This window comes from Streptosporangium longisporum (assembly GCF_039534895.1).
Taxonomy (GTDB): domain Bacteria; phylum Actinomycetota; class Actinomycetes; order Streptosporangiales; family Streptosporangiaceae; genus Streptosporangium; species Streptosporangium longisporum.
This window is the reverse complement of sequence record NZ_BAAAWD010000002.1, coordinates 246,474-265,502: the sequence shown is the minus strand read 5'-3', so window position 1 is coordinate 265,502 and position 19,029 is coordinate 246,474. Positions and strand designations below refer to the sequence as shown.

General features: G+C 73.5%; 19 protein-coding genes. 7 read left to right on the top strand and 12 right to left on the bottom strand.

The features are described 5' to 3' along the window. Positions 1-6: 6 nt before the first annotated feature. From ABD832_RS01625 to ABD832_RS01580, 10 genes are all read right to left on the bottom strand, one after another. Positions 7-1,482, bottom strand: coding sequence for a S41 family peptidase (locus tag ABD832_RS01625; protein WP_344887193.1), 1,476 nt, complete (start codon positions 1,480-1,482; stop codon positions 7-9). After that, positions 1,479-2,528: an ABC transporter permease gene (locus ABD832_RS01620; protein ID WP_344887191.1), complete on the bottom strand. Its 1,050-nt coding sequence runs from the start codon at positions 2,526-2,528 to the stop codon at positions 1,479-1,481. Before ABD832_RS01620 ends, ABD832_RS01625 begins: the two co-directional genes overlap by 4 nt. Next, on the bottom strand, positions 2,525-3,415 hold the full coding sequence (locus ABD832_RS01615) for an ABC transporter ATP-binding protein (RefSeq protein WP_344887189.1): 891 nt from the start codon (positions 3,413-3,415) through the stop codon (positions 2,525-2,527). The genes ABD832_RS01620 and ABD832_RS01615 overlap by 4 nt, the downstream gene beginning before the upstream one ends. Continuing rightward, positions 3,412-3,816, bottom strand: a complete 405-nt coding sequence (locus ABD832_RS01610) for a GntR family transcriptional regulator (protein ID WP_344887187.1) — start codon at positions 3,814-3,816, stop codon at positions 3,412-3,414. Before ABD832_RS01610 ends, ABD832_RS01615 begins: the two co-directional genes overlap by 4 nt. Positions 3,817-3,873: 57 nt before the next feature. Further along, complete coding sequence (locus ABD832_RS01605) at positions 3,874-4,395, bottom strand: pyridoxamine 5'-phosphate oxidase family protein (RefSeq protein WP_344887185.1); 522 nt, start codon at positions 4,393-4,395, stop codon at positions 3,874-3,876. A 169-nt stretch (positions 4,396-4,564) separates the two neighbouring features. Then, positions 4,565-5,869, bottom strand: coding sequence for an aspartate--tRNA(Asn) ligase (gene aspS / locus ABD832_RS01600; protein ID WP_344887183.1), 1,305 nt, complete (start codon positions 5,867-5,869; stop codon positions 4,565-4,567). A 461-nt stretch (positions 5,870-6,330) separates the two neighbouring features. Next, positions 6,331-7,191 (bottom strand): hypothetical protein, encoded by an 861-nt coding sequence (locus tag ABD832_RS01595; RefSeq protein WP_344887181.1) that lies wholly within the window; start codon positions 7,189-7,191, stop codon positions 6,331-6,333. Further along, on the bottom strand, positions 7,191-8,603 hold the full coding sequence (locus ABD832_RS01590; RefSeq protein ID WP_344887179.1) for a vWA domain-containing protein: 1,413 nt from the start codon (positions 8,601-8,603) through the stop codon (positions 7,191-7,193). The genes ABD832_RS01595 and ABD832_RS01590 overlap by 1 nt, the downstream gene beginning before the upstream one ends. Next, positions 8,600-9,694 (bottom strand): AAA family ATPase, encoded by a 1,095-nt coding sequence (locus tag ABD832_RS01585; protein ID WP_344887177.1) that lies wholly within the window; start codon positions 9,692-9,694, stop codon positions 8,600-8,602. The genes ABD832_RS01590 and ABD832_RS01585 overlap by 4 nt, the downstream gene beginning before the upstream one ends. 351 nt (positions 9,695-10,045) lie before the next feature. Then, positions 10,046-10,279 (bottom strand): helix-turn-helix domain-containing protein, encoded by a 234-nt coding sequence (locus ABD832_RS01580; protein WP_344887175.1) that lies wholly within the window; start codon positions 10,277-10,279, stop codon positions 10,046-10,048. 272 nt (positions 10,280-10,551) lie between these two features. On the opposite strand from ABD832_RS01580, the gene ABD832_RS01575 reads away from it, so the two are divergent. Both ABD832_RS01575 and ABD832_RS01570 read left to right on the top strand, forming a co-directional pair. Then, the gene (locus ABD832_RS01575) at positions 10,552-11,208 is read left to right on the top strand and encodes a uridine kinase family protein (protein ID WP_344887173.1); all 657 of its coding nucleotides are present in this window, start codon (positions 10,552-10,554) and stop codon (positions 11,206-11,208) included. Between the two features lie 97 nt (positions 11,209-11,305). After that, complete coding sequence (locus ABD832_RS01570) at positions 11,306-12,094, top strand: glycoside hydrolase family 16 protein (protein WP_344887171.1); 789 nt, start codon at positions 11,306-11,308, stop codon at positions 12,092-12,094. Positions 12,095-12,204: 110 nt separating this feature from the next. Here the strand turns inward: ABD832_RS01570 and ABD832_RS01565 are convergent, their stop codons facing one another. Continuing rightward, a complete protein-coding gene (locus ABD832_RS01565) occupies positions 12,205-12,786 on the bottom strand; it encodes a TetR/AcrR family transcriptional regulator (RefSeq protein ID WP_344887169.1) in 582 nt (193 codons plus the stop codon). A gap of 76 nt (positions 12,787-12,862) precedes the next feature. Between ABD832_RS01565 and ABD832_RS01560 the strand changes: the two genes are divergently transcribed. Beyond that, entirely contained in the window at positions 12,863-13,789 is a 927-nt protein-coding gene (locus ABD832_RS01560; protein ID WP_344887167.1) for an SDR family NAD(P)-dependent oxidoreductase, read from the top strand. A 14-nt stretch (positions 13,790-13,803) separates the two neighbouring features. Here ABD832_RS01560 and ABD832_RS01555 read toward each other — a convergent pair whose 3' ends face one another. After that, the gene (locus tag ABD832_RS01555; RefSeq protein ID WP_344887165.1) at positions 13,804-14,778 is read right to left on the bottom strand and encodes a DMT family transporter; all 975 of its coding nucleotides are present in this window, start codon (positions 14,776-14,778) and stop codon (positions 13,804-13,806) included. 73 nt (positions 14,779-14,851) lie between these two features. Between ABD832_RS01555 and ABD832_RS01550 the strand changes: the two genes are divergently transcribed. The 4 genes from ABD832_RS01550 (at position 14,852) to ABD832_RS01535 (ending at position 18,982) form a co-directional block, all read left to right on the top strand. Then, complete coding sequence (locus ABD832_RS01550) at positions 14,852-15,793, top strand: LysR family transcriptional regulator (protein WP_344887163.1); 942 nt, start codon at positions 14,852-14,854, stop codon at positions 15,791-15,793. Between the two features lie 175 nt (positions 15,794-15,968). Next, a complete protein-coding gene (locus ABD832_RS01545; RefSeq protein WP_344887161.1) occupies positions 15,969-16,808 on the top strand; it encodes an AraC family transcriptional regulator in 840 nt (279 codons plus the stop codon). 87 nt (positions 16,809-16,895) lie between these two features. Beyond that, positions 16,896-17,477: a dihydrofolate reductase family protein gene (locus ABD832_RS01540; protein ID WP_344887159.1), complete on the top strand. Its 582-nt coding sequence runs from the start codon at positions 16,896-16,898 to the stop codon at positions 17,475-17,477. 278 nt (positions 17,478-17,755) lie between these two features. Continuing rightward, positions 17,756-18,982 carry an RNA polymerase subunit sigma-70 gene (locus tag ABD832_RS01535; RefSeq protein WP_344887157.1) on the top strand — a complete coding sequence of 409 codons (1,227 nt, stop codon included), beginning with the start codon at positions 17,756-17,758 and terminating at the stop codon, positions 18,980-18,982. The last annotated feature ends 47 nt before the right edge of the window (positions 18,983-19,029 follow it).

Here is a 19,029-nt window from a genome sequence, read left to right as displayed (position 1 = left end):
GTCCGTTCACGTGCGCAGCAGGGTCAGGGCCTTGGCCAGTGCGGGATCGCGTCCGGCGGCCGCGTCCTTCGCGGTCAGCGGCACGTGGTGGTCGGGCGGCACGCCGATCCGATCGATCACCTCGCGGTTCGGCCCGAGGTGGTGCCTGGTGGGAAGGCTCAGGAAGGTGTTGTTGGCGAGCAGGTACCCCCGCGCCGGGCCGGAGATCATACCGGCGGTCCTGGTGCCGACCAGCCGGCCGGCGCGCAGATCCTTGATCGCGGAGCTGAAGTGCTCGCACGCCGAGGCGCAGTCACCGTCGATGAGCACCACCAGCGGCAGGCCGAGCGGCTCGACGGTCCCGTCGGTCCGCATGGCCTCGCACCTGCCGTCGGCGGTGCACTGGTAGGCGGTGACCTGGCCGCGGGCGAACGCGCTCACCAGCCGGGTCGCCTCCGCGGGGCTGCCGCCGCCGTTGCCGCGCAGGTCCAGCACGAGGCCGGAGAGCGTCCGGCCGGTGCGCAGCCTGGAGACGGCCTTGAAGACCCGGTTCGCGGAGTCGGGCGCGAATCCGGTCATCCGCACGTAGGCGACACCGCCGCCAGCGCCGCCGTCGTCCAGCAGTTCCGATCGCACCACCCGCAGGTCGGCCGGGTCCTGCGGGAAGAGGCCGGGCCTGAGCGTGACGCTCCAGCGGCGGCCGGTGGCCTGCCGCAGCAGCCGCAGCCGGACCGGCCGCGCCTCCGGATAGCGCGGACGGAGGGCGGCGATGGCCGGGGCGGCCCTGTCGTCGACGAAGGGCACGGAGCCGTTGATCGATTCGATGACGTCGCCCGGGCGCAGGCCCGCGGCCCGCGCGGCGCCGCCCTGCACGGCGGTGACGAACAGCGGGGGACGGGCCGCGCCGGGGGCGCCGCTCGCCTGCGGGCCGGTGACGTTCACCTGCAGGCCCAGGCCGTAGTCGTCGCCGTCGTAGTGGCCGGGTGGCCGCCTGATGTCGTGCGCCCAGCGGGCGTGGTTGTCACCGAGACCGGCCACGATGGCCTCGAGGGTGACGACGGCCAGCCTGTCGCGCAGGTCGGGCACCCGATCGACGATCTTCCGGTAGGCCGCCTCGAAGGCGGCCCAGTCGGTTCCGCGGTCACCGGTCAGCGCGGGCATGACCGCCTCGGGCACCTCGCGTCCGCTGCGGTTGAGCTCCCGTGTCAGGGCGGCGAATCCGGTGGTCAGCAGCGAGCGGGCGTCCAGCGTCGCGCCGCTGTAGTACCTGCCGAGGATGCAGAGGTACGCCTGTTCGACGACGTCGATCGTGGTGGCCGTCTCCGCCTCGGCAGGACCCTGAGGGGGCGTGCAGACCGTAGCTGCGGTGCTCGCCTGGGCCCGCGGCGGCGCCGGCGCCGTGCAGGCCGCCACCGTCAGGAGGGCGAGGCCGGCGGCCGCGGTCCTGACGGCGACTCCGGCGGCGGTCCTGACGGCGACCCCGGCGGCCCTGGCGGCGGTCATGACAGGCGCCTTCGGATCCACCGGAAGCACAGCCACGTGAGGACGGCGGTGAGCAGCGCGTAGATGCCGGTCTCGGTCCACTGGAAGGGCCAGAAGCGCTCCAGGGGATGGTAGGTCACCCGCTGCCGGTAGCCGAGGCCGCTGATCTCGGCCAGACACGCGTCCATCCTCGCCGGCCCCGCCGCCGGTGCGCAGGAGCCCGACGTGGTGGAGACCTTGACGGCGCCCTCCTCGCCGACGCCGGCGATCGTGCGCCCGGAGGGGTCGAGGAGCTCGTGGGACAGGGCCCAGGCACCGGCGTGTCCGGGAACGGCCGCCCTGAGCATGACGTGCGCGGCCCCTGTGTCCCCGCTTATGCCGATGCCGCCCACGTTCGCCTCGCTGATCTCGAAGGTGCCGGTGACCGGGGGCATCAGGTGGGGGCGGACCAGCAGCGGCACGGCGAGCTGGATCGCGACGAAGACGGCCAGGGTCAGGGCCATGGCCGGCAGGGTGCGGCGCACCAGCATGCCCACGGTCACGCCCAGCACGAAGGCGAAGGCCGCGTACCCCATCGGGGCGATGCCGCGCGCGCCGAACACCAGGGGGGCCATCATCGCCAGCTCCGTTACGGCCGACCTGTCCAGCGGGTCGGACCACCAGGTCACCAGCAGACCGCACGCGCCGGCGGCGGCCACGGCGGTCAGGCCGATGAGCCCGAGCTTGACCGCCAGCCAGCGGCCGCGGGTGACGCTCTGGTTCCACACCAGCAGGTGCGTGCCCGCCTCCAGCTCACGGGTGATCAGTGGCGCCCCCCAGAAGAGCCCGATCAGCGCCGGCAGGACCAGCACGACGAGGGTGACGGCCAGGAAGGGCAGCTGATGGTCGTCGAAGAAGCGGTCGTAGAAGCGTGCGCAGGTGTCGTCCCTGGTGCAGGCGGTGATCCCGGTGGCGTAGCGGGAGGCCAGGTCCGGGCCGGTCAGGGCCAGGACGGTGGTGAGAACGACGAGGACGGCGGCCGTCATCGCGGCCGAGCCGCGGAACTGGCGCCAGGTCAGCCAGATCATCGCTGCACCTCCAGGGTGACGCGCCGGCCCTCGGCGGGGCGCTTGTCCATGTAGGCCAGGACGAGGTCCTCCAGGGCGAGGGGAGTGACCGTCCAGGCGGGGTCGTGGATCGGGGAATCGGTGCGGACCACGTACGTGCTCTGCCGGTCGGTGTGACGGGCGGAGATCACATGCTGGTCGGCGGGGAGCCGGTCGGGGTCGCGGCGCGGGCCGGTGAGCCGGTGGTGGGTGGCCAGCAACCGGTCGACCTCCCCGGCGACCTGCACGCGCGAGTCGACGAGGACGATCAGGAAGTCGCAGATCCGTTCCAGGTCGGAGATCAGGTGGGAGGAGAGCACGACGCTGAGCTCGTGCTCGGCGACGGCCTCCATCAGCCCCTGCATGAACTCGCGGCGGGCCAGCGGGTCGAGCGAGGCGACGGGCTCGTCCAGGATCAGCAGCTCGGGCCGCTTGGCCACGCCGAGAGTGAGGGCGAGCTGAGCGCGCTGCCCGCCCGACAACCGGCCCGCCCGATGAGCGGGATCGAGATCGAGCCGCGCGATCCGGTCCCGCGCCATGACCTCGTCCCAGCCGGGGTTGAGCCGGGCCCCCAGCCGCAGGTGCTCGGCCACGGTCAGCGCCGGGTAGAGGGGGGTGTCCTGGGCGACGAAACCGACCCGGGCCAGCTGCGCGGACGTGCTCCCCGGCCGGCCGCCGAGCACGGTGATACCGCCCGCCGTCGGCTCCAGCTGACCACCGGCGAGCTTCAGCAACGTGGTCTTGCCGGCCCCGTTCGGACCCACCAATCCCACGACGCGACCCGCCGGGATGTCGATCGTGCACTCGCTCAGCGCCCAGCGCCTGCCGTACCTCTTGCCCAGTGCCTGGGCCTCCACAACAGCGGTCACGCTATGTCCTCCTGAGCGGTGGTCCGAAAGGTGGTGGTGAAGAGGGCCTCGATGCTCTCGTCGTCGAGACCGGCCCGGCGGGCCTTGGCCAGCCAGCGCCGCAGCTCCAGCCGCAGCGGGCCGTGCGCGGCCAGCGAGGTGTCGGTGAGGGTCGCCGTCACGAACGTCCCCACCCCGGGCCGTGCGGCGGCCAGGCCCTCGTGCTCGAGTTCCCGGTAGGCCTTCAGGACGGTGTTGGGGTTGATCGCCAACTGCGCCACCACCTCCTTGACGGTCGGCAGCTGATCGCCCTCACGCAGCAGGCCGAGCCTCAGCGCGTGCCGTACCTGCTGGACCAGCTGCAGGTACGGCGACACGCCGGACTTCGCGTCCAGATGGAACTCGATCACCGGTTCTCCCATACATCTAGTGTCCTAGTACTTTAGATCATTACATGTATGGGATTGATAAGGAACCTGTCAGGAGCGGCCCCGGCGTTCGAAGTCCTCCGCGGCGACGCCGCCGGGCAGCCGGGTCTGGAAGTCCAGGACCCCCACCCACGCGGGACGGACGGCGATGCGGGCCATCCTGGTGCCGGGACGGTCCACCGCGGCCACATTGGCGGCACCCTGTTCCGCGCCGGCGTAGCGGTGCTGGGCCAGGACGTACTCGGGTACGATCCCCTCGACGTCGGTGACCGACGCCCGGCCGCGGATGAGAAGGACCTCGGGGGGCGTCGAGGCGGCGTCGACGGTGATGGCGACATCGGGCCTGGCCCGCAGAGCGGCGATCTTGCGCGCTCCGGCGAACGTGGACAGCACCATCTCGGTGCCCGTCCAGTGGAACAGCATCGGGAACACGCGCGGCGTGCCGTCGGCGGCCACGTACGCCAGCCGCGCCAGTTCCCTGGAGGCGAGCAGCCGCAGGGCCACGTCGCTCTCCAGCAGGCGGACGTCGCCCTGCGGCAGCGCCATCACATCTTCGCGATCGTTGATCGTCATCGTCACTCCCGGAACGGGCGGCCCCGCTCGCCGGGGCCGGTCACCGTTGGGACGGGTACGGGCCCGCGAAGGGGTCACCCGGGTGACGCGGGGCCGCCACGGGCCGCCACGGGCCGCCACGGGGCGGGAGGTCCGGTGGAGCCGGTCGGGCCGGCTCCACCGGACGCGGTCACGGCGACAGCCGGTGCAGGTCCCGGGGGAACAGCGTGACCTGGCGGATGTTCGGCACGTCCAGCAGGCGCGCCAGGAACCGCTCCAGCCCGAAGGCGAAACCCCCGTGCGGAGGCATGCCGTGACGCATCGCGTCGAGGTATCCCGCGTACGCCGACAGGTCGCTCTCGCCCCGCGCGGTCAGTGCCCGCACGTAGTCGCCGTACCGGTGCAGCCGCTGGCCGCCGCTGACCAGTTCCAGGCCGCGGAATATCAGGTCGATGGCGCGCGAGTACCCGGGCCGCGCGGGGTCGGGATGGGTGTAGAACGCGCGGTGCGCGGTCGGGTACCCCTCGACGAACACGAAGTCCGAGCCGTGCTCGCGCAGGGCCCACTCCCCGAGCCAGCGCTCGTGCGCGGGAGCCAGGTCGGGTTCGGCGCTCACGTCCTGCCCGGTCGCCGTGCCGATCATCTCCAGGACGTCGGAGAAGTGCACCACCAGCGGCTCGCGCGGCAGCGCGGGCATGGTGACGCCCAGCAGGTCCAGCGAGGGGCCGGCCAGGTCCCGGATGGCGGCCAGCATCCCCCCGACCGTGGCGTGGCAGGCGGCGACGACGTCGCGGTGGTCGTCGACGAAGCCCATCTCGGCGTCCAGCGAGGTGTAGGAGGCCAGGTGACGGGCGGTGTCGCTGGGTTCGGCGCGGAAGACCGGGCCGACCTCGTAGACCCGTTCGAACACCCCGACCATGATCTGTTTGTAGAGCTGGGGCGACTGCGCCAGGTAGGCCGGGCGGCCGAAGTAGTCGAGCTCGAAGACGTTCGCGCCGCTCTCGGTGGCCGTGCCCACGATCTTCGGGGTGTGGATCTCGACGAACGACATCTCCTCCAGCGCCGTACGGAACCCGGCGACCGCGGCCGCCCCGACGCGGTGGACGGCGGCGAGCTTCGGGTGACGCAACGCGACAGGCGCGTGGTCGAGCAGCACCGGCAGGCTCACGTTCAGGTCGGGCCGGTACAGGTCGAACGGGGGTGGTTCGGCCGGGTCGCCCAGTGCCTCGATCACCGGTGAGGTGACCTCGACGCCGCCCGGTGCGGACGGGTTGGCGGTGACCGTGCCGACGACGCGGACCGTGGTCTCCTCCGGCAGTTCCTCCAGGCGGGCGCGGGCCGCCTGCTCGGACACGACGACCTGGGCCAGTCCGGCGGCGTCGCGCAGGATCAGGAAGGCGACCGATTTCAGCGATCGGCGGCGATGGACCCAGCCCGCGAGCCGTACGGTCTCGCCGATGTGCGCGGGCAGGGCTGTGGACAGGATGCGTTGCACGGTGGTGACCTCCTCTGGTTCGCAACGCGTCCCCTGAGAGGTGCGGGCGAGCGGGATCCTCGCGGTGCCACCACACCTTCACCGTGCCGTCACGGGGACGGCACGGCCTTCGTGAACCCGTGACGTGGGCGAGACGGCGGGACTCTACTTGACCCGGAGGCCGTTCTTCCCCGCAGCTCAGGAGGGTCTTCACGCCCCGGCCGGAGTCCGCCTTCGCAGCTTCCGGCGGCTCTCTCCGACTCCGGTGGTCGAGGCGCTACTCGGCTCCGTCGTCGCTGTTGCGCGAAATCCTATACCGCCCGTCCGGAACGCCGGGGCGGTCACCGGGTCTTCGGTGACGCCCCTCGGTCATCGTCCCCGGGCACCGGCCTCGCCCACCCGCACCGCTCACGGTCCCCGGCACGGCCCTCGCTCACGGTCTCCGGCACGGCCCTCGCTACGGTCCCCGGCACGGCCCTCGCTCACGGCTCGCCGGGCGGGGTGAGCGCGCGCAGGATCCTGGCCTGCTCGACCCCGGTGCCCTCCTCGCGGAGCCGGGCCGCCTCCTCCGCGTCGAAACCCGCCCCGCACCAGGCCGCGACCTCTCCCGGCGGGACTCCGGCCTCCCACCAGCGGGTCATCACCGAGATCGCGTCCTGCCCGCGCCCGATGAGGTCCGCGGCCTCGGTGGGGGTGAGCCCCAGGGCGTGGAAGACCTTGGCGTCGGCCGGCTCGACCCCGCGCCGTGCCCAGTCGAGCGCGTCACGGCCGCTCCAACCGGCCTCGACGAACCCCCGCGCGGTGGCGGCGGGCACCCCGCCTCGCAGCAGCTCCCGCATGGCCTCGGACCCGGCCGGGTCGTCGGTCGTGCCGGCCCGCCTGCGCGCGCGGCCGAACAGGCGGCCGAGCCGGCTCACGGGCCAGGGGCGCTCCCCGGCCAGATGCCGTTCGGCGGCCTCCTGCGGGGAGTGGCCCATCTCCCGCCAGCGCACCGCGTCACGCGGCGTCATCCCGGCCCGGAGCCAGACGTCCACCGTGTACGGGGTGGCCCCGGCCGTACGCCACTCGCGGGCCGCCCCGGGGGTGTACACGCCGGAGGTGCGCCAGCGCTCGGCGTCGAAGGCCAGGAAACCGGCCTCGATCCACCGCCGTGCCTCGGCGACGGTGAACCCGCGCGTCCGCCACTCGTGCAGGGGCTCGGGCGAGGGATCGCCGGTGGCACCGATGTCCCACCGCCCGTTCCCACCGCTCCCGCCCCCACCAGGGGGTGGCGGGCCGCCGGATCCGTGGCCGTCCTTCCGGGATTCGGGTGGTTCGGGTGGTTCGGCGAACATCGCGGTCATCACTCCTCCTTCTCCGGTTTCTCCGGCTTCTCCGGAACGCGTACCGTGGCCGCCCACGCCGGGGCGTGCCCGTCCTCGCCGACCAGGCACACGACCACCTGGGCGGGCGGGCGCCGCTCGGGCCAGGGGGTCAGCCCGTCGGTCATCACGATCACCAGGTCGGGCCGGGGACGCAGCGCCACCGCCGCCGCGATCCCGGCCCGCATGTCGGTGCCGCCCCCGCCGGTCAGCACCATGTCACCGGCACGCCTGATCTCCTGGGCCGGATGGGCCACCAGGTCGCAGCAGATCACCCGGATCCGCCTGCGCGGCCCGGCCGCCCGGTTCAGGATCCCGGTGATCTCGGCGACGAGCCCGTCCAGCACGGGCCGGAGGATGCTGCCGGAGGTGTCGACCACGACGGCGACGGAAGGGGCCGGGCTCACCATGGCGGGCATGACGATGCCGGGGGTCGCCCCGGCCCGGCGGGAGGGGCGGCGGCGGTCGAAGTCGACGCGCCCGGCCGCCGAGCTCACGCCGCGCCGAATCAGCGAGCCGAGCAGCGCGCGCCAGTCGACCGTGGGCCGCAGGCGCTCCTCGGCCCACCGGCGCCAGCCCAGCGGCACGTCGCTGCGGGCCGCGGCCCGCTCCTGGATGCCCGCGGCGATGGATCTCTCCAGCAGCTCGCGTTCCAGTTCGCCGATCCCGCCGTCCGAGCCGGGGGAGTGGTATCCGCGATCCAGCCCGTCGGTGGCGCTGCCGCAGTCGACGGCCTCCGCCAACGCCACGCCGCCCCTGCCGAGCGCCTCGTCGAGCACGTCGAGCATCGGCACGTACTCCTCGGCCGTCCGGTTGGGGGGCAGTCCCAGCAGGGCGGGGGAGACGACCCCGGCGGGCCCGTGCAGGCCCTCGGCCTCCAGGTCGTCGTTGATCTCCGCGTCGGCGGCCTGGTTCCAGCGGCGCGCCTGCGCGGACCCGGCCTCACCTGCGGCGTGGGTGTTCGCGTGGGCGGACCGTACCGGGGAACGGGCGGCGTGCGCGCGTACCAGATGACCGATCTGGTGCAGCAGCCACCAGCCGATCTCCTCGACCGGGGTGGCCAGCGCGGTCGCGGTCTCCACGTGCACGTTCCACCGGGTGTCGGCGGGAAAGGCACGGAACTCCGAGTCGGGCACGGGCTCGCCGGTGGCGTCGTCGAAGGAGGGTTCCAGCACGACGGGGGTCAGCGCGAACAGGGCACCGGCCAGGTAGGGGGCCCGGTGCGCGGCCCACAGCCTGGCCGCCGCGAACCGGGCCGCCACCTGCTCGGTCAGGGCCGGTGCGGCCCCGGCAGGACCGGCAGGACCGGTGGGCTCGGCAGGACCGGCGTGACCGGTGGAATCGGCAGGACCGGCAGGATTGGTGGGACTGGCAGGATTGGTGGGATCGGTCACTGCAGCAGTCCCGCGGCGCGCAGCACCGGTGCGAGGTCGAGCATGGCGTGCGGGAGCGTGGCTCCGGCGGGCCTGGCCGCGGCCAGGGACCGGGCCGCGGAGGCCGCCACGTCCGGTGCGGTACGGGAGGCCCTGGCCACCACCGTCCACGCCCGTTCCCAGGGCTCCCGGCCACCGTCGGCGAGCACGTGCGCGACGACGGCACCGAGCACCGCGTGCAGCCGGTCGACGCGTCCGGGCAGCGGGACGTCGTCGCCCGCGAGCAGGCTCCGCGGGTCGGGCAGGTCGAGGTTGCGCAGCCAGGACAGCAGTTCGAACCCGGCGGCCTCGCCCACCGCGCCCAGGACGAGCTCGGCCAGCACCTCGTCGCGGACGCCGCCGTGCTCGCAGGCGGCGACGGCCCTGGCGGCCATCTCCCAGGTCCTGGGACTCGGCCAGGCACGCCCCGCCTGGTCGGGTCCGGCCGGCACGGCGAGCACCAGCTCCGGCCGTACCCGCAGGAAGGCGCCCACCAGCGCCCTGGCGCGGGCGACCTCGGCCGCGCCCGGCGGATCCTTGCGTCCCAGGTCCGGCACGGCGAAGCCGGTGGTGAAACCGTCGGCGACGTCGGCGGCCCGTACCTGCCAGTTCAGGTGGACGAGCCGGTTGGCCAGCGGCGCCGACAGGTTCCAGCCGTCGGCGGCCTGCTGCGGGGGGTTGGCCGCGGCGACGATCCGCACCTCGGGCGGCAGTGCCAGGTCACCGACGGTCCGCTCCAGCACCACCCTGAGCATGGCGGCCTGTACGGCCGGTGGCGCGGTGGTGAGCTCGTCCAGGAAGAGCAGGCCGGTGCCGTGGCGGGCCAGCCGCTCGGCCCAGCGGGGCGGGGCGAACCAGGTGCCGCCCTCACGCAGCACCGGCAGCCCGGAGAAGTCGGTGGGTTCGCGGATGGAACCCACGACGATCTCGACGGGCAGGCCCAATGCCTCTCCCAGGGCGAGTACCGAGGAGGTCTTCCCGGTGCCGGGTGCTCCCCACAGCAGGACGGGCAGATTGGCCGAGACCGCCACGGCCATGGCCTCCGGCACCGCGGAGGGGGGACTCGTCGTCACGCTGGCTCCTTCGTCTGTCACGGGTTCCTGCCGGTCACGGGTACGGGGTTCTCATCGGTCACGAGTACGGGTTCTGTCTGGGCACGAGTACGAGTTCTGCCTGGTCACGGGGATGGGTCCTGCCTGGTCACGGGGACGGGGTCGCCCTCACCCCGCGGGGCGGGCACGCGCGGCACCGTCACGTGAACGGCCCGCGGCGAACCGACGGTGGGCCCGCTGTGAGCCCGTCGTGGCCCGCTGTGGGTCCGTCGTAGCCCGCGACGGGCCGCGAGAGGAGGGAGGGCCACCGGTGGAAGAGCACCGGAACCGTGCCGCCGTACCGTGCCGGTCGTGCGACACGGTGGTGCGGCGTCAGTCCTCGGAACGGAACAGCCTGCGTCCGCCGTGTTTCTTGTGCACGGCCTGCCTGCTGATGCCGAGCACTTCGGCGATCTCGGCCCAGGACCGCCCTCGCGTGCGGGCCCTGCGCACGAGCACGGCCTCCAGGCGTTCCATCTCCCGCCGTATGTCGAGGGTGAGCGCGAGGCCCACCATGGGGTCCTTGTCGATCACCTGGTCGAGCGTCGCGAGCCGGTCCTGCTCCATGCCGTCATCTTAGGTTGACACCTCGTCTAAGTCAACCAGAGTTGACGCCTGCGGCGCGGGAGCGCGTCCTCACCTCCGATCGGGACGTCACCGCGCTGGAGGGGCGGGGAACCGGAGTGCCGGGCGGTGACGGCACGGGCAGGCGGACAATCGTGGTCGACTGGACGGATGATCCGGACCTTCCCGGGCATCACCGGGCCGCGGTGCCGTGGCGCCATGCCCGGCGAGCCGGATTCGTGTTCTCATCTTCGGAGAAGGAGAAGAGGTCGCCGATGCGTCTTCATCCAGGCGAGACCGAGGCCGTCGGCCGGCGGGTGGTGAGCGTGCCCGACGCCGTCCAGCTGCTGCGCGACGCCTCACCCGGCGTCACCGGACGTCCACGGGTGATCGCGATCGACGGCCGGGGCGGCGCCGGCAAGACGACCCTGGCCGAGCGGCTGCGCGCGGCGGTGCCCGGCTCCGCCGTCGTGCACACCGACGACGTCGCCTGGAACCACGCCTACTTCGACTGGGGCGCCGTGCTCGTCGAGAACGTCCTGCGGCCCCTGCGCCGGGGTGAGGCGGTGGACTTCCGCCCCGATGCCTGGATCGCGCACGACCGGCCGGGATCGATCACCGTCCCCGCCGGTGCCGAGGTCGTCTGGGTCGAGGGCACCGGCGTCGCCCGCGAAGAGCTCGCCCCGTGGCTGGACGCCTCGGTGTGGGTGCAGGGGGACCTCGACGAGCAGGAGCGCCTGCTGCTCGCCCGCGACGGCGACTCGCCCGAGCAGCGGGAACACGTGGCGAACTGGCTGCGCGAGGAGCTGCCGTTCCTGCTGCGGGAACGGCCGTGGGCTCGCGCCACCATGATCGTCGCAGGTCCTCCGTACGCCGGCCACGACCCGGACACCGAGATGGTCGTCGCCCCGCCGACCGGTCCCCGGAAGTGACGATCTCGACATCGCCGTCCGCGGGATCGTCCGGACCTGACACCGGCTCGCAGTAGGGTCCCTTTCCGGAACGACGGTGACAGGAGGGTGGGACGGCATGGCGCGGGCCGGCTACGAGCTGGAGTTCGAGGACACCTTCGAGGGGGATCGCCTCGACGAGGATCGCTGGGTTCCCCGGTACCTGCCCCAGTGGAGCGACCGCACGGCCTCCGCCGCCCGGTACGAGCTGGACGGCCGGTACCTGCACCTGCTGATCGAGCAGGACCAGCCGCCCTGGTCGCCCGAGCTGGAGGGGTCGCTCCGCGTGTCGTCGCTGCAGACCGGCGTCTTCGCCGGTCCGGTGGGAAGCGCGATCGGACAGCACGGGCGCGGCTCCGGGGCCGTCGTGCGCGAGGCCCAGCGCAACGTCCGGCTCTACACCCCGAGGTACGGGCTGATCGAGATGCGGGCCAGGGCGACCGACGACCCGGGGTGCATGGTCGCGCTGTGGATGATCGGCTACGAGGACTCCCCGGAGCGCTCCGCCGAGATATGCGTGTGCGAGATCTTCGGCCGGGACGTCGGACCGGACGGCACGAAGGTGGGGATGGGGCTTCACCCGTTCGGGGACCCGGAGATCACCGACGACTTCACGGTGGAGACCCTGCCCATCGACGCACGGGAGTTCCACGTCTACGCCGCCGAGTGGACTCCCGAGCACGTCGCCTTCTTCGTCGACGGGCGTCACGTCCGGACGGTCCACCAGTCGCCGGGCTATCCGATGCAGCTGATGCTGAACATCTACGAGTTCCCCGGGCCGGACGGGTCACCGGGACTCGGAGGCGACTATCCCAAGCGGTTCACGGTCGACTACGTCAGGGGCTACCGTCCCGTCGCCTCCGGCTGAGCGAGCCGGTCCGCGGGGCGGGCACCGGCGGACACCAGCTGGCACGGTCTCCCGGTCGGGGGACAAGCCGCCTCGCCGGTGCCCGCGTGCGCCGCGGTGCGGCCGCGGGTTCACCCGTCCGGGGCCGGCGTGCCGAGCGCGTCGAAGGCGCGCCGGAGGGCGGGGAGCAGCGCGCCGGCGTCACCGCCGGCCGTCCTGCGGGCCGCCTCGAAGCAGGCGATGCCGAGGCGGGCGGCGAGCGCGGCGGTCTCGGTGCCGGCGCCGCGCTCGGCGAGCAGTTCCTCCAGCTCGCCGACGAGGCGGTCGTGCTTGCGGTGCATCCGGTCGCGCAGCTCAGGGTGTCGTTCGACGAGCCGGTCGTGCGCGGCGTACCGGCCGGCGTCGGCGACGACCTCGCCGCTGATCGCGCACACGATCGTGCGCACGAGGACCATCGCGGCGGGCAAGGTCGCGGCGGACCCGGTGGCGGCCTCCCGCAGCGCGCCGAGCCGGTCGGCGTGCCGCTGCTCGTCGGCGAACGCGACCTCCTGCTTGTCGCCGAAGTAGCGGAAGAACGTGGTGCGGCCGACCTCGGCGCGCTCGGCGATGTCGGCGACGGTCACCGCGTCGAAGCCGCGCTCGGCGAACAGGTCGTAGGCCGCCTCGACGATGCGCTCCCGGGCCCGCCGCTGCTTGCGCTCGCGCAGTGACATGCGTTCACCCTAGCGGTTCCGGTGCGAGTTCCATATGGTACTCAGTACCAAATGGTTTTGAGTTCCAGGAGGACGCGTGTCCCGCACCGTACTGATGACCGGCGCCAGCCGTGGGATCGGCCGCCACGCGGCCGAACGGATGCTCCGCGACGACCCGCGGCTGCACCTGCTGGTGATCGCCCGCGGCGCCGCCGCCGAGACCCTGCCCCGGGAGCTGGCGCGCGCGTCGGGCAACCCGAACGTCTCCGCGGTGCGCGCCGACCTCGCCTCGCTCGCCGACGTCCGCCGCGCCGCGGCCGAGGCGGGCACCGCGACGGGCACCGGCGACCTCCCCCCGCTGTACGGGATCGTGGCCAACGCCGGCGTGCAGCTCACCTCGACCACCGGCGCCACCGCCGACGGCTTCGAGACCACGTTCGCCGTCAACGTGCTCTCCCCCTACCTGCTCATCCGTTCGCTCGCCGACCGGCTCACCGTCCCGGGCCGCATCGTCGTGACGAGCAGCGACACCCACGCCGGCGCCGGCGCCCCGCTCGTGCCCCGGCCGCACTGGACCGGCGTGCGCACACTGGCCACGCCGGGCACCGGCGAGGCCGCGTCGACCGCGCGCGCCGGCCGCCGTGCGTACTCGACCAGCAAGCTGGCGGTCGTCCACCTCGTCCACGAACTGGCCCGGCGGCTGCCGCAGGGCGTCGACGCGTACGCGTTCAACCCCGGGCTGGTCCCGGACACGGACCTGGTCCGCGACGCCGGACCGGCCCTGCGGCGCGCGTTCGGGCTGCTCGCCCCGGCGCTGAGCCTGCTGCCCTTCGCCCAGCGAGCCCGCCCGGCCGGAGCGCAGCTCGCGACGATCATGCTCGGCCCGCGCCCGGGGGCGTCCGGCGACTACATCGACCGCGACCGCGTCGGCCGCTCGTCACCGGAGTCGTTCGACCCGGCCCGGGAGGAGGCCCTGTGGAGGGACTGCGCCGAGCTGGTCGGCCTGCCGGCCGTCACACCGTGACGGCACGCGGACGCTCACTCCCCGACCGAGACCGGGTCTTTCCGGACGCGGGTGCCGGCCCGGTCCGGCTCCCGGGGCGGCCCGTCACCACGTCGCCCGGGGCGTTCGCGTCGTAGCTGCAGGACGGCCACGGACGACAGCACCAGCAGCCCGCCCGCCCACTGGACGGGGCCGAGGATCTCGCCGAGCGTGAGCGCCGCCAGCGCCGTGGTGACGACCGGCTCGAACGTCGACAGGATGGCCGCCGTCGACGGCCCCGTGCGCCGCAGGCCCGCGAAGAAGGTCAGCATCGCCAGGACGGTGGACACGACGGCGATGCACCCGAGCCAGAACCACCCCTGCCATCCGAAGCCGAGGTCCGTCCCGCCCGTCACCAGCGCGCGGACGGTCATGGTCAGGGCCGCCCCGGTCATCACCAGCGCGGCCAGCGTCACCGGTGGCAGCCGGTGCACGACGGTGTCCGAGACGAGGATGTAGACGGTGTAGGTGGCTGCGGCACCGAACGCCAGGGCCGCGCCGAGCGGGTGAAAGGTCGCCTCACCGCTGCCCAGCAGGACGAGCAGCGTCCCGCAGGAGGCGACCACCAGCGCCGCGCAGCGTCCGGCCGTCAGACGGTCCCGGCCGAGCAGCACGGCGGCGAGGGTGACCAGCAGCGGGTAGGTGTAGAAGACCAGGGACAGCAGCGAGGCGTCCATGAGCTCCAGCGCGGAGAAGTACAGGCCGGCCTGGGCGGCGTAGCCGACGGCGCCCAGGCCCAGGGCGGTCACCAGCACCGCCGGGGTGACGCGTGCCGCCGTCCGGCCGGGCACCACCGGGGTACGGCGCAGGCCCGGCCGCAGGAGCAGCAGCGTCACCAGCAACGCGGCGCCCAGGACGAAGCGCACCAGCAGCAGCGCACCGGGGGAGACGCCCGAGGCGTACGCGAGTTTCCCGAAGATCGCCATGGCGCCGAAGCACGCGGCGGACACAAGACACAGAACCGGACCCATGCCCCCAGCATCGAGGCCCTGGACACTTCGGGTCCAGTGATGATTCCTGGGCGTCATTCGTTAGTATTTCCGAATGGTCACGCTGGATCTGCGCCGTCTTCGCCTGCTTCGCGAGCTTGAGGAACGCGGCACCCTGGGGGCGGTGGCCGCCGCCCTGGACTACAGCCCCTCCTCGGTGTCGCAGCAGCTGGCCGTCCTGGAGAAGGAGGCCGGCGCACGCCTGCTGGAGAAGGCCGGGCGTGGGGTGCGGCTCACCGACGCCGGCCGGCTGCTCGCGCAGCACGCCGGCGTCCTGCTGGCCGCGGCCGAGGCCGCGGCGGCGGACCTGGCCGCCCTGGGCGGTGAGGTGCGGGGGACCGTGCGCGCCGGCGGCCTGCAGTCGGCGACCCGCCGGCTGCTGGTCCCCGCGGTGGCGCACATGCTGGCCCGGCACCCCCGGGTACGCACCGAGATCACCGAGATCGAGCTCGAACAGGCCCTGCCCGAACTACGCCTCGGGACGATCGACCTGGTGATCAGCGACGAGTACGACGGCCACCCGCGCCCCCGGCCGGCCGGGCTGCGGTTCGCGCTGCTGCACGAGGAACCGCTGAGGCTGGTCCTGCCGGCCGGCCACCGGCTGGCCGGGCCCGGGGGACCGGTCGCCCTGCCCGAGCTTCGGGACGAGGTCTGGGCGGCCTCGGACCGGGGGACCGGCCATCACGACATGGTCGTGGGAAGCTGCCGGTCCATCGGCGGCTACGAACCCGACGTACGGCACCGGTCCAGTGACGCGGACGTCCAGCTCGAACTCGTCCGCACCACCGGAGCCGTGGCGCTGCTGCCGGCCCTGACCCTGCCGGCCGCACAGGACCCGGCCCTGGCGATCCGGGACGTCGCCGGGCAACGGCTCGGACGGCGGCTGGTCGTCGTCCGCCGGGACGGCCCCTCACCCCCCGCGCTCACCGGCTTCCTGACCGTCGTGACCGGCCAGGCGCACCACCTCGGGACGGCCGGGAGCGGCGGGCGGACGTGATGCGACCGCCGGGGCGCCACCGGCCCGTGAGATCACGGGCACCTCGACCGGCCTGCTCGTCGCCACGGCGCGTCGGATCGACGCCCGCACCGGCACCGACGTGACCGGCGGTCTCGTGGCGGAGCCGGACCGTACCGGCGCGTGATGCCGGTGGGACGTCGGCGATACTGTGGGCGTGGAGTACGTGTCCAGAGTGCCGCGACCGCCGCTGGACGGGCTGATCGACGACCTCTACTACCTGGAGGGTGCGCCGCCGTACGCCCGGCTGACGCTGCCGCCGAGTCCGTCGGCGTTGCTCATCGTCAACCTCGGGGCGCCGTTCCGCATCCGCGCCGGCACCGACATCGAGACGGCCGAGTACGCCGACGGCTGCGTGATCACCATGCCCACCCGCGCCTTCGAGTTCGGCTATCCGCCGGAGACCCGGTCCGTCGGCGTGCACGTCAAGCCGTGGGGGCTGGCGCCGTTCCTGCCGATGCCCGCGGCCGAGCTGTGCGACCGGCCGGTGACGATGGAGCAGATCTGGGGCCGGCCCGCCGTCGCCGAGCTGCGGGACCGGCTGGCCACCGCGGCCGGGCCGCAGGCGATGCTGACGCTGCTGGAGGAGGAGCTGATGCGGCGGCTGTGCGAGATCGCCGGTCTGGGGCTGGTCCGCCGTACGAGCGGCGTCATCGCGGCGACCGGCGGGGCGGTGGCGATCGGCGACCTGAGCGTGGCGGCCGGTGTCAGCAGCACTCATCTGGCGCAGCGGTTCAAGGAGCTCATCGGCGTCACGCCGAAGCGGCTGGCCCGCACCCACCGCTTCACCGCCACCGTGTTCGCGATCGACCCCGCCGGGCCGATCGACTGGGGCGACCTGGCCGGTGGCGCGGGCTACTTCGACCAGGCCCACTTCGGCCACGAGTTCCGGGCGTTCACCGGGCTCACGCCGACCCGGTACGTCGAGGTCCGGCGGCGGTTCCTGCGCGAACATCCCGGCCACACGCTGGACGGCTGGCCGCTGCCGGCCGATTGATTTCCTACAAGAGCGACAGCTCACGACCCGCTAATTTGAGGGCACCCCAAAGCGAATCGGGGACACCCCGAAGTAGAGGAGAGCCCCGTGGGCACGGTGGTCATGTACGGCTCGGTGTCGGTGGACGGTTTCGTCGCGGACGAGAACGACCAGCCCGGACCGCTGTTCGACTGGTTGACCAGCGGTGACGTCCCGTTGGACGAGAGCGGCCGGCTGAAGGTGTCGCAGGCCTCCTACGACTACGTCCGGCCGTACTGGGACCGGATCGGGGTCACGATCGTCGGCCGCCACGTCTTCGACATGACGGACGGCTGGGACGGGAAGCCTCCGAGCGGGATCGACCACGTGGTCGTCGTGACACACCGGCCGGAGCCCGAGGGCTGGGACCCCGAGGCGCCGTTCCACTTCGTCGACGGCGTCGAGGCGGCCATGGCCAAGGCGCAGGAGCTCGCGGGTGACCGCCTGGTCGAGGTCGCCGCCGGCGACGTCGGTGGCCAGATGCTCGCCGCGGGCCTGGTCGACGAGGTGCGCATGGACGTCGTCCCCGTGGTGTTCGGGTCCGGCAAGCGCTACTTCGGGTCGGTCGACGCGCAGCACCTGCTGGAGGATCCCGACGTGGTCGTCCAGGGCGACCGGGTGCTCCACCTGCACTGTCGGGTACGCCGCTGACGCCGTCAGCCACCTTCCCGCCGACCGGCAGGACCACCGCCGGCCTGGGGGACTCAACCGCGTGTACCTGGACGCCGGCCACCGGGACGACGGAGACGCGGGTGCCGGCCGTGTGGGGATCGTCGGCGGGCATCACGCCCTCCGGGGTGACGACGCGCTGTTTTTGACGGTGTCCGAGGGTAGGGTCGGGAACCGGTGGCCGTCGCGTGCCCACCCGAATCCGAGCGGTCCCGGGCCCACGTCCCGGCCGCGAAGAGGACAAGAGTGCTGTCGCCTCCGTGCGCGAGACGGGTTCCGCCCGGCCGATCGTGCTGATCCGGCGGGGTGACGTGGGCACCTGCGCCATGAGGGAGCCGATCGTGGACAAGCGTGAGCGGGAGATCCGCGCCTACATGGACGAGCACGGTGTCCGGCGGGCCAGGGCGGTCCGGGAGCTGGACACCCGGCGGGCCGCCGCGACCGTGGACGAGAACGTCGTCCCGGAGCCGGTTCCTCCGCAGGACCCGCCCGCCACCCCGTCGGCCGCGGTACGCCCGGACGACCACCCGATGACCGACTTCGCCGAACGGGCCGAGCGGCACCGGGGTGAGCTGCGGGTGCACTGCTACCGGATGCTCGGGTCGTTCGACGAGGCGGAGGACCTGGTCCAGGAGGTGTTCCTGCGGGCGTGGCGCGGCCGGGAAGGCTTCGAGGGCCGTTCCTCGCTGCGCGCCTGGCTGTACCGGATCGCCACCAACGCCTGCCTGGACTTCCTCGACGGCAGAAGCCGCCGGACACTGCCCGACCAGGCCGATTCACCGGCCGGTCCGTGGCTTCAGCCCTTCCCCGACCAGCTGTGGGAGCCGGTCGCGCCGGGCGCCGACGACCCGGAGAGCGCGGTGATCGCGAAGGAGACCCTGGAGCTGGCGTTCCTGGCCGCCATCCAGCACCTGCCGCCGAGGCAGCGCGCCGCGACGATCCTGTGCGACGTGCTGGGCTGGCCGGTCCGCCGTACGGCCGAGGTCCTCGACGGCAGTGTCGCCTCGGTCAACAGCGCGCTGCAGCGGGCCAGGGCCACCCTGCGCACCCACCTGCCGCCCGGCCGGTCGGACTGGGCCCCGTCCGCCCCGCCCTCCGACGAGGACCGCAGGATCCTGCGGTCCTACATGTCCGCGGTGGAGCGCGGCGACCTGACCGCGGTCGCCGAGCTGCTGGCGCGGGACGTACGGGCGACGATGCCGCCCTACCCGGAGTGGTTCGCCGACCGCGACAGCGTGCTGGCGGCGCTGTCGGAGAGCTGGGACACCGGCTCGCCCCACTACGTCGGGACGCTGCGCATGCTGCCGGCGAGTGCCAACGGCCAGCCGGCCGCGGCGACGTACCGGTGCCCGCCGGGCGGGCACGCCTACGAGCCGTTCGGCATCGGTGTGCTGCGGATCCGCGACGGCCGGATAACCGAGATCGTCGCGTTCCACGAGCCGGCCCTGTTCCCGTCGTTCGGCCTCCCGCTCACCCTGGACCGATGAGGTTCCGCGGTGGACGCCGTCTCAACAGGTACAAGGTGATCGGCCGA

Excerpts from the sequence above, each read along its gene's own strand:
- ABD832_RS01625 (WP_344887193.1), bottom strand. The coding sequence starts at position 1,482 with ATGACCGCCGCCAGGGCCGCCGGGGTCGCCGTCAGGACCGCCGCCGGA.
- ABD832_RS01620 (WP_344887191.1), bottom strand. The coding sequence starts at position 2,528 with ATGATCTGGCTGACCTGGCGCCAGTTCCGCGGCTCGGCCGCGATGACG.
- ABD832_RS01610 (WP_344887187.1), bottom strand. The coding sequence starts at position 3,816 with ATGGGAGAACCGGTGATCGAGTTCCATCTGGACGCGAAGTCCGGCGTG.
- ABD832_RS01605 (WP_344887185.1), bottom strand. The coding sequence starts at position 4,395 with ATGACGATCAACGATCGCGAAGATGTGATGGCGCTGCCGCAGGGCGAC.
- ABD832_RS01595 (WP_344887181.1), bottom strand. The coding sequence starts at position 7,191 with ATGACCGCGATGTTCGCCGAACCACCCGAACCACCCGAATCCCGGAAG.
- ABD832_RS01580 (WP_344887175.1), bottom strand. The coding sequence starts at position 10,279 with ATGGAGCAGGACCGGCTCGCGACGCTCGACCAGGTGATCGACAAGGAC.
- ABD832_RS01575 (WP_344887173.1), top strand. The coding sequence starts at position 10,552 with ATGCGTCTTCATCCAGGCGAGACCGAGGCCGTCGGCCGGCGGGTGGTG.
- ABD832_RS01570 (WP_344887171.1), top strand. The coding sequence starts at position 11,306 with ATGGCGCGGGCCGGCTACGAGCTGGAGTTCGAGGACACCTTCGAGGGG.
- ABD832_RS01565 (WP_344887169.1), bottom strand. The coding sequence starts at position 12,786 with ATGTCACTGCGCGAGCGCAAGCAGCGGCGGGCCCGGGAGCGCATCGTC.
- ABD832_RS01555 (WP_344887165.1), bottom strand. The coding sequence starts at position 14,778 with ATGGGTCCGGTTCTGTGTCTTGTGTCCGCCGCGTGCTTCGGCGCCATG.
- ABD832_RS01550 (WP_344887163.1), top strand. The coding sequence starts at position 14,852 with ATGGTCACGCTGGATCTGCGCCGTCTTCGCCTGCTTCGCGAGCTTGAG.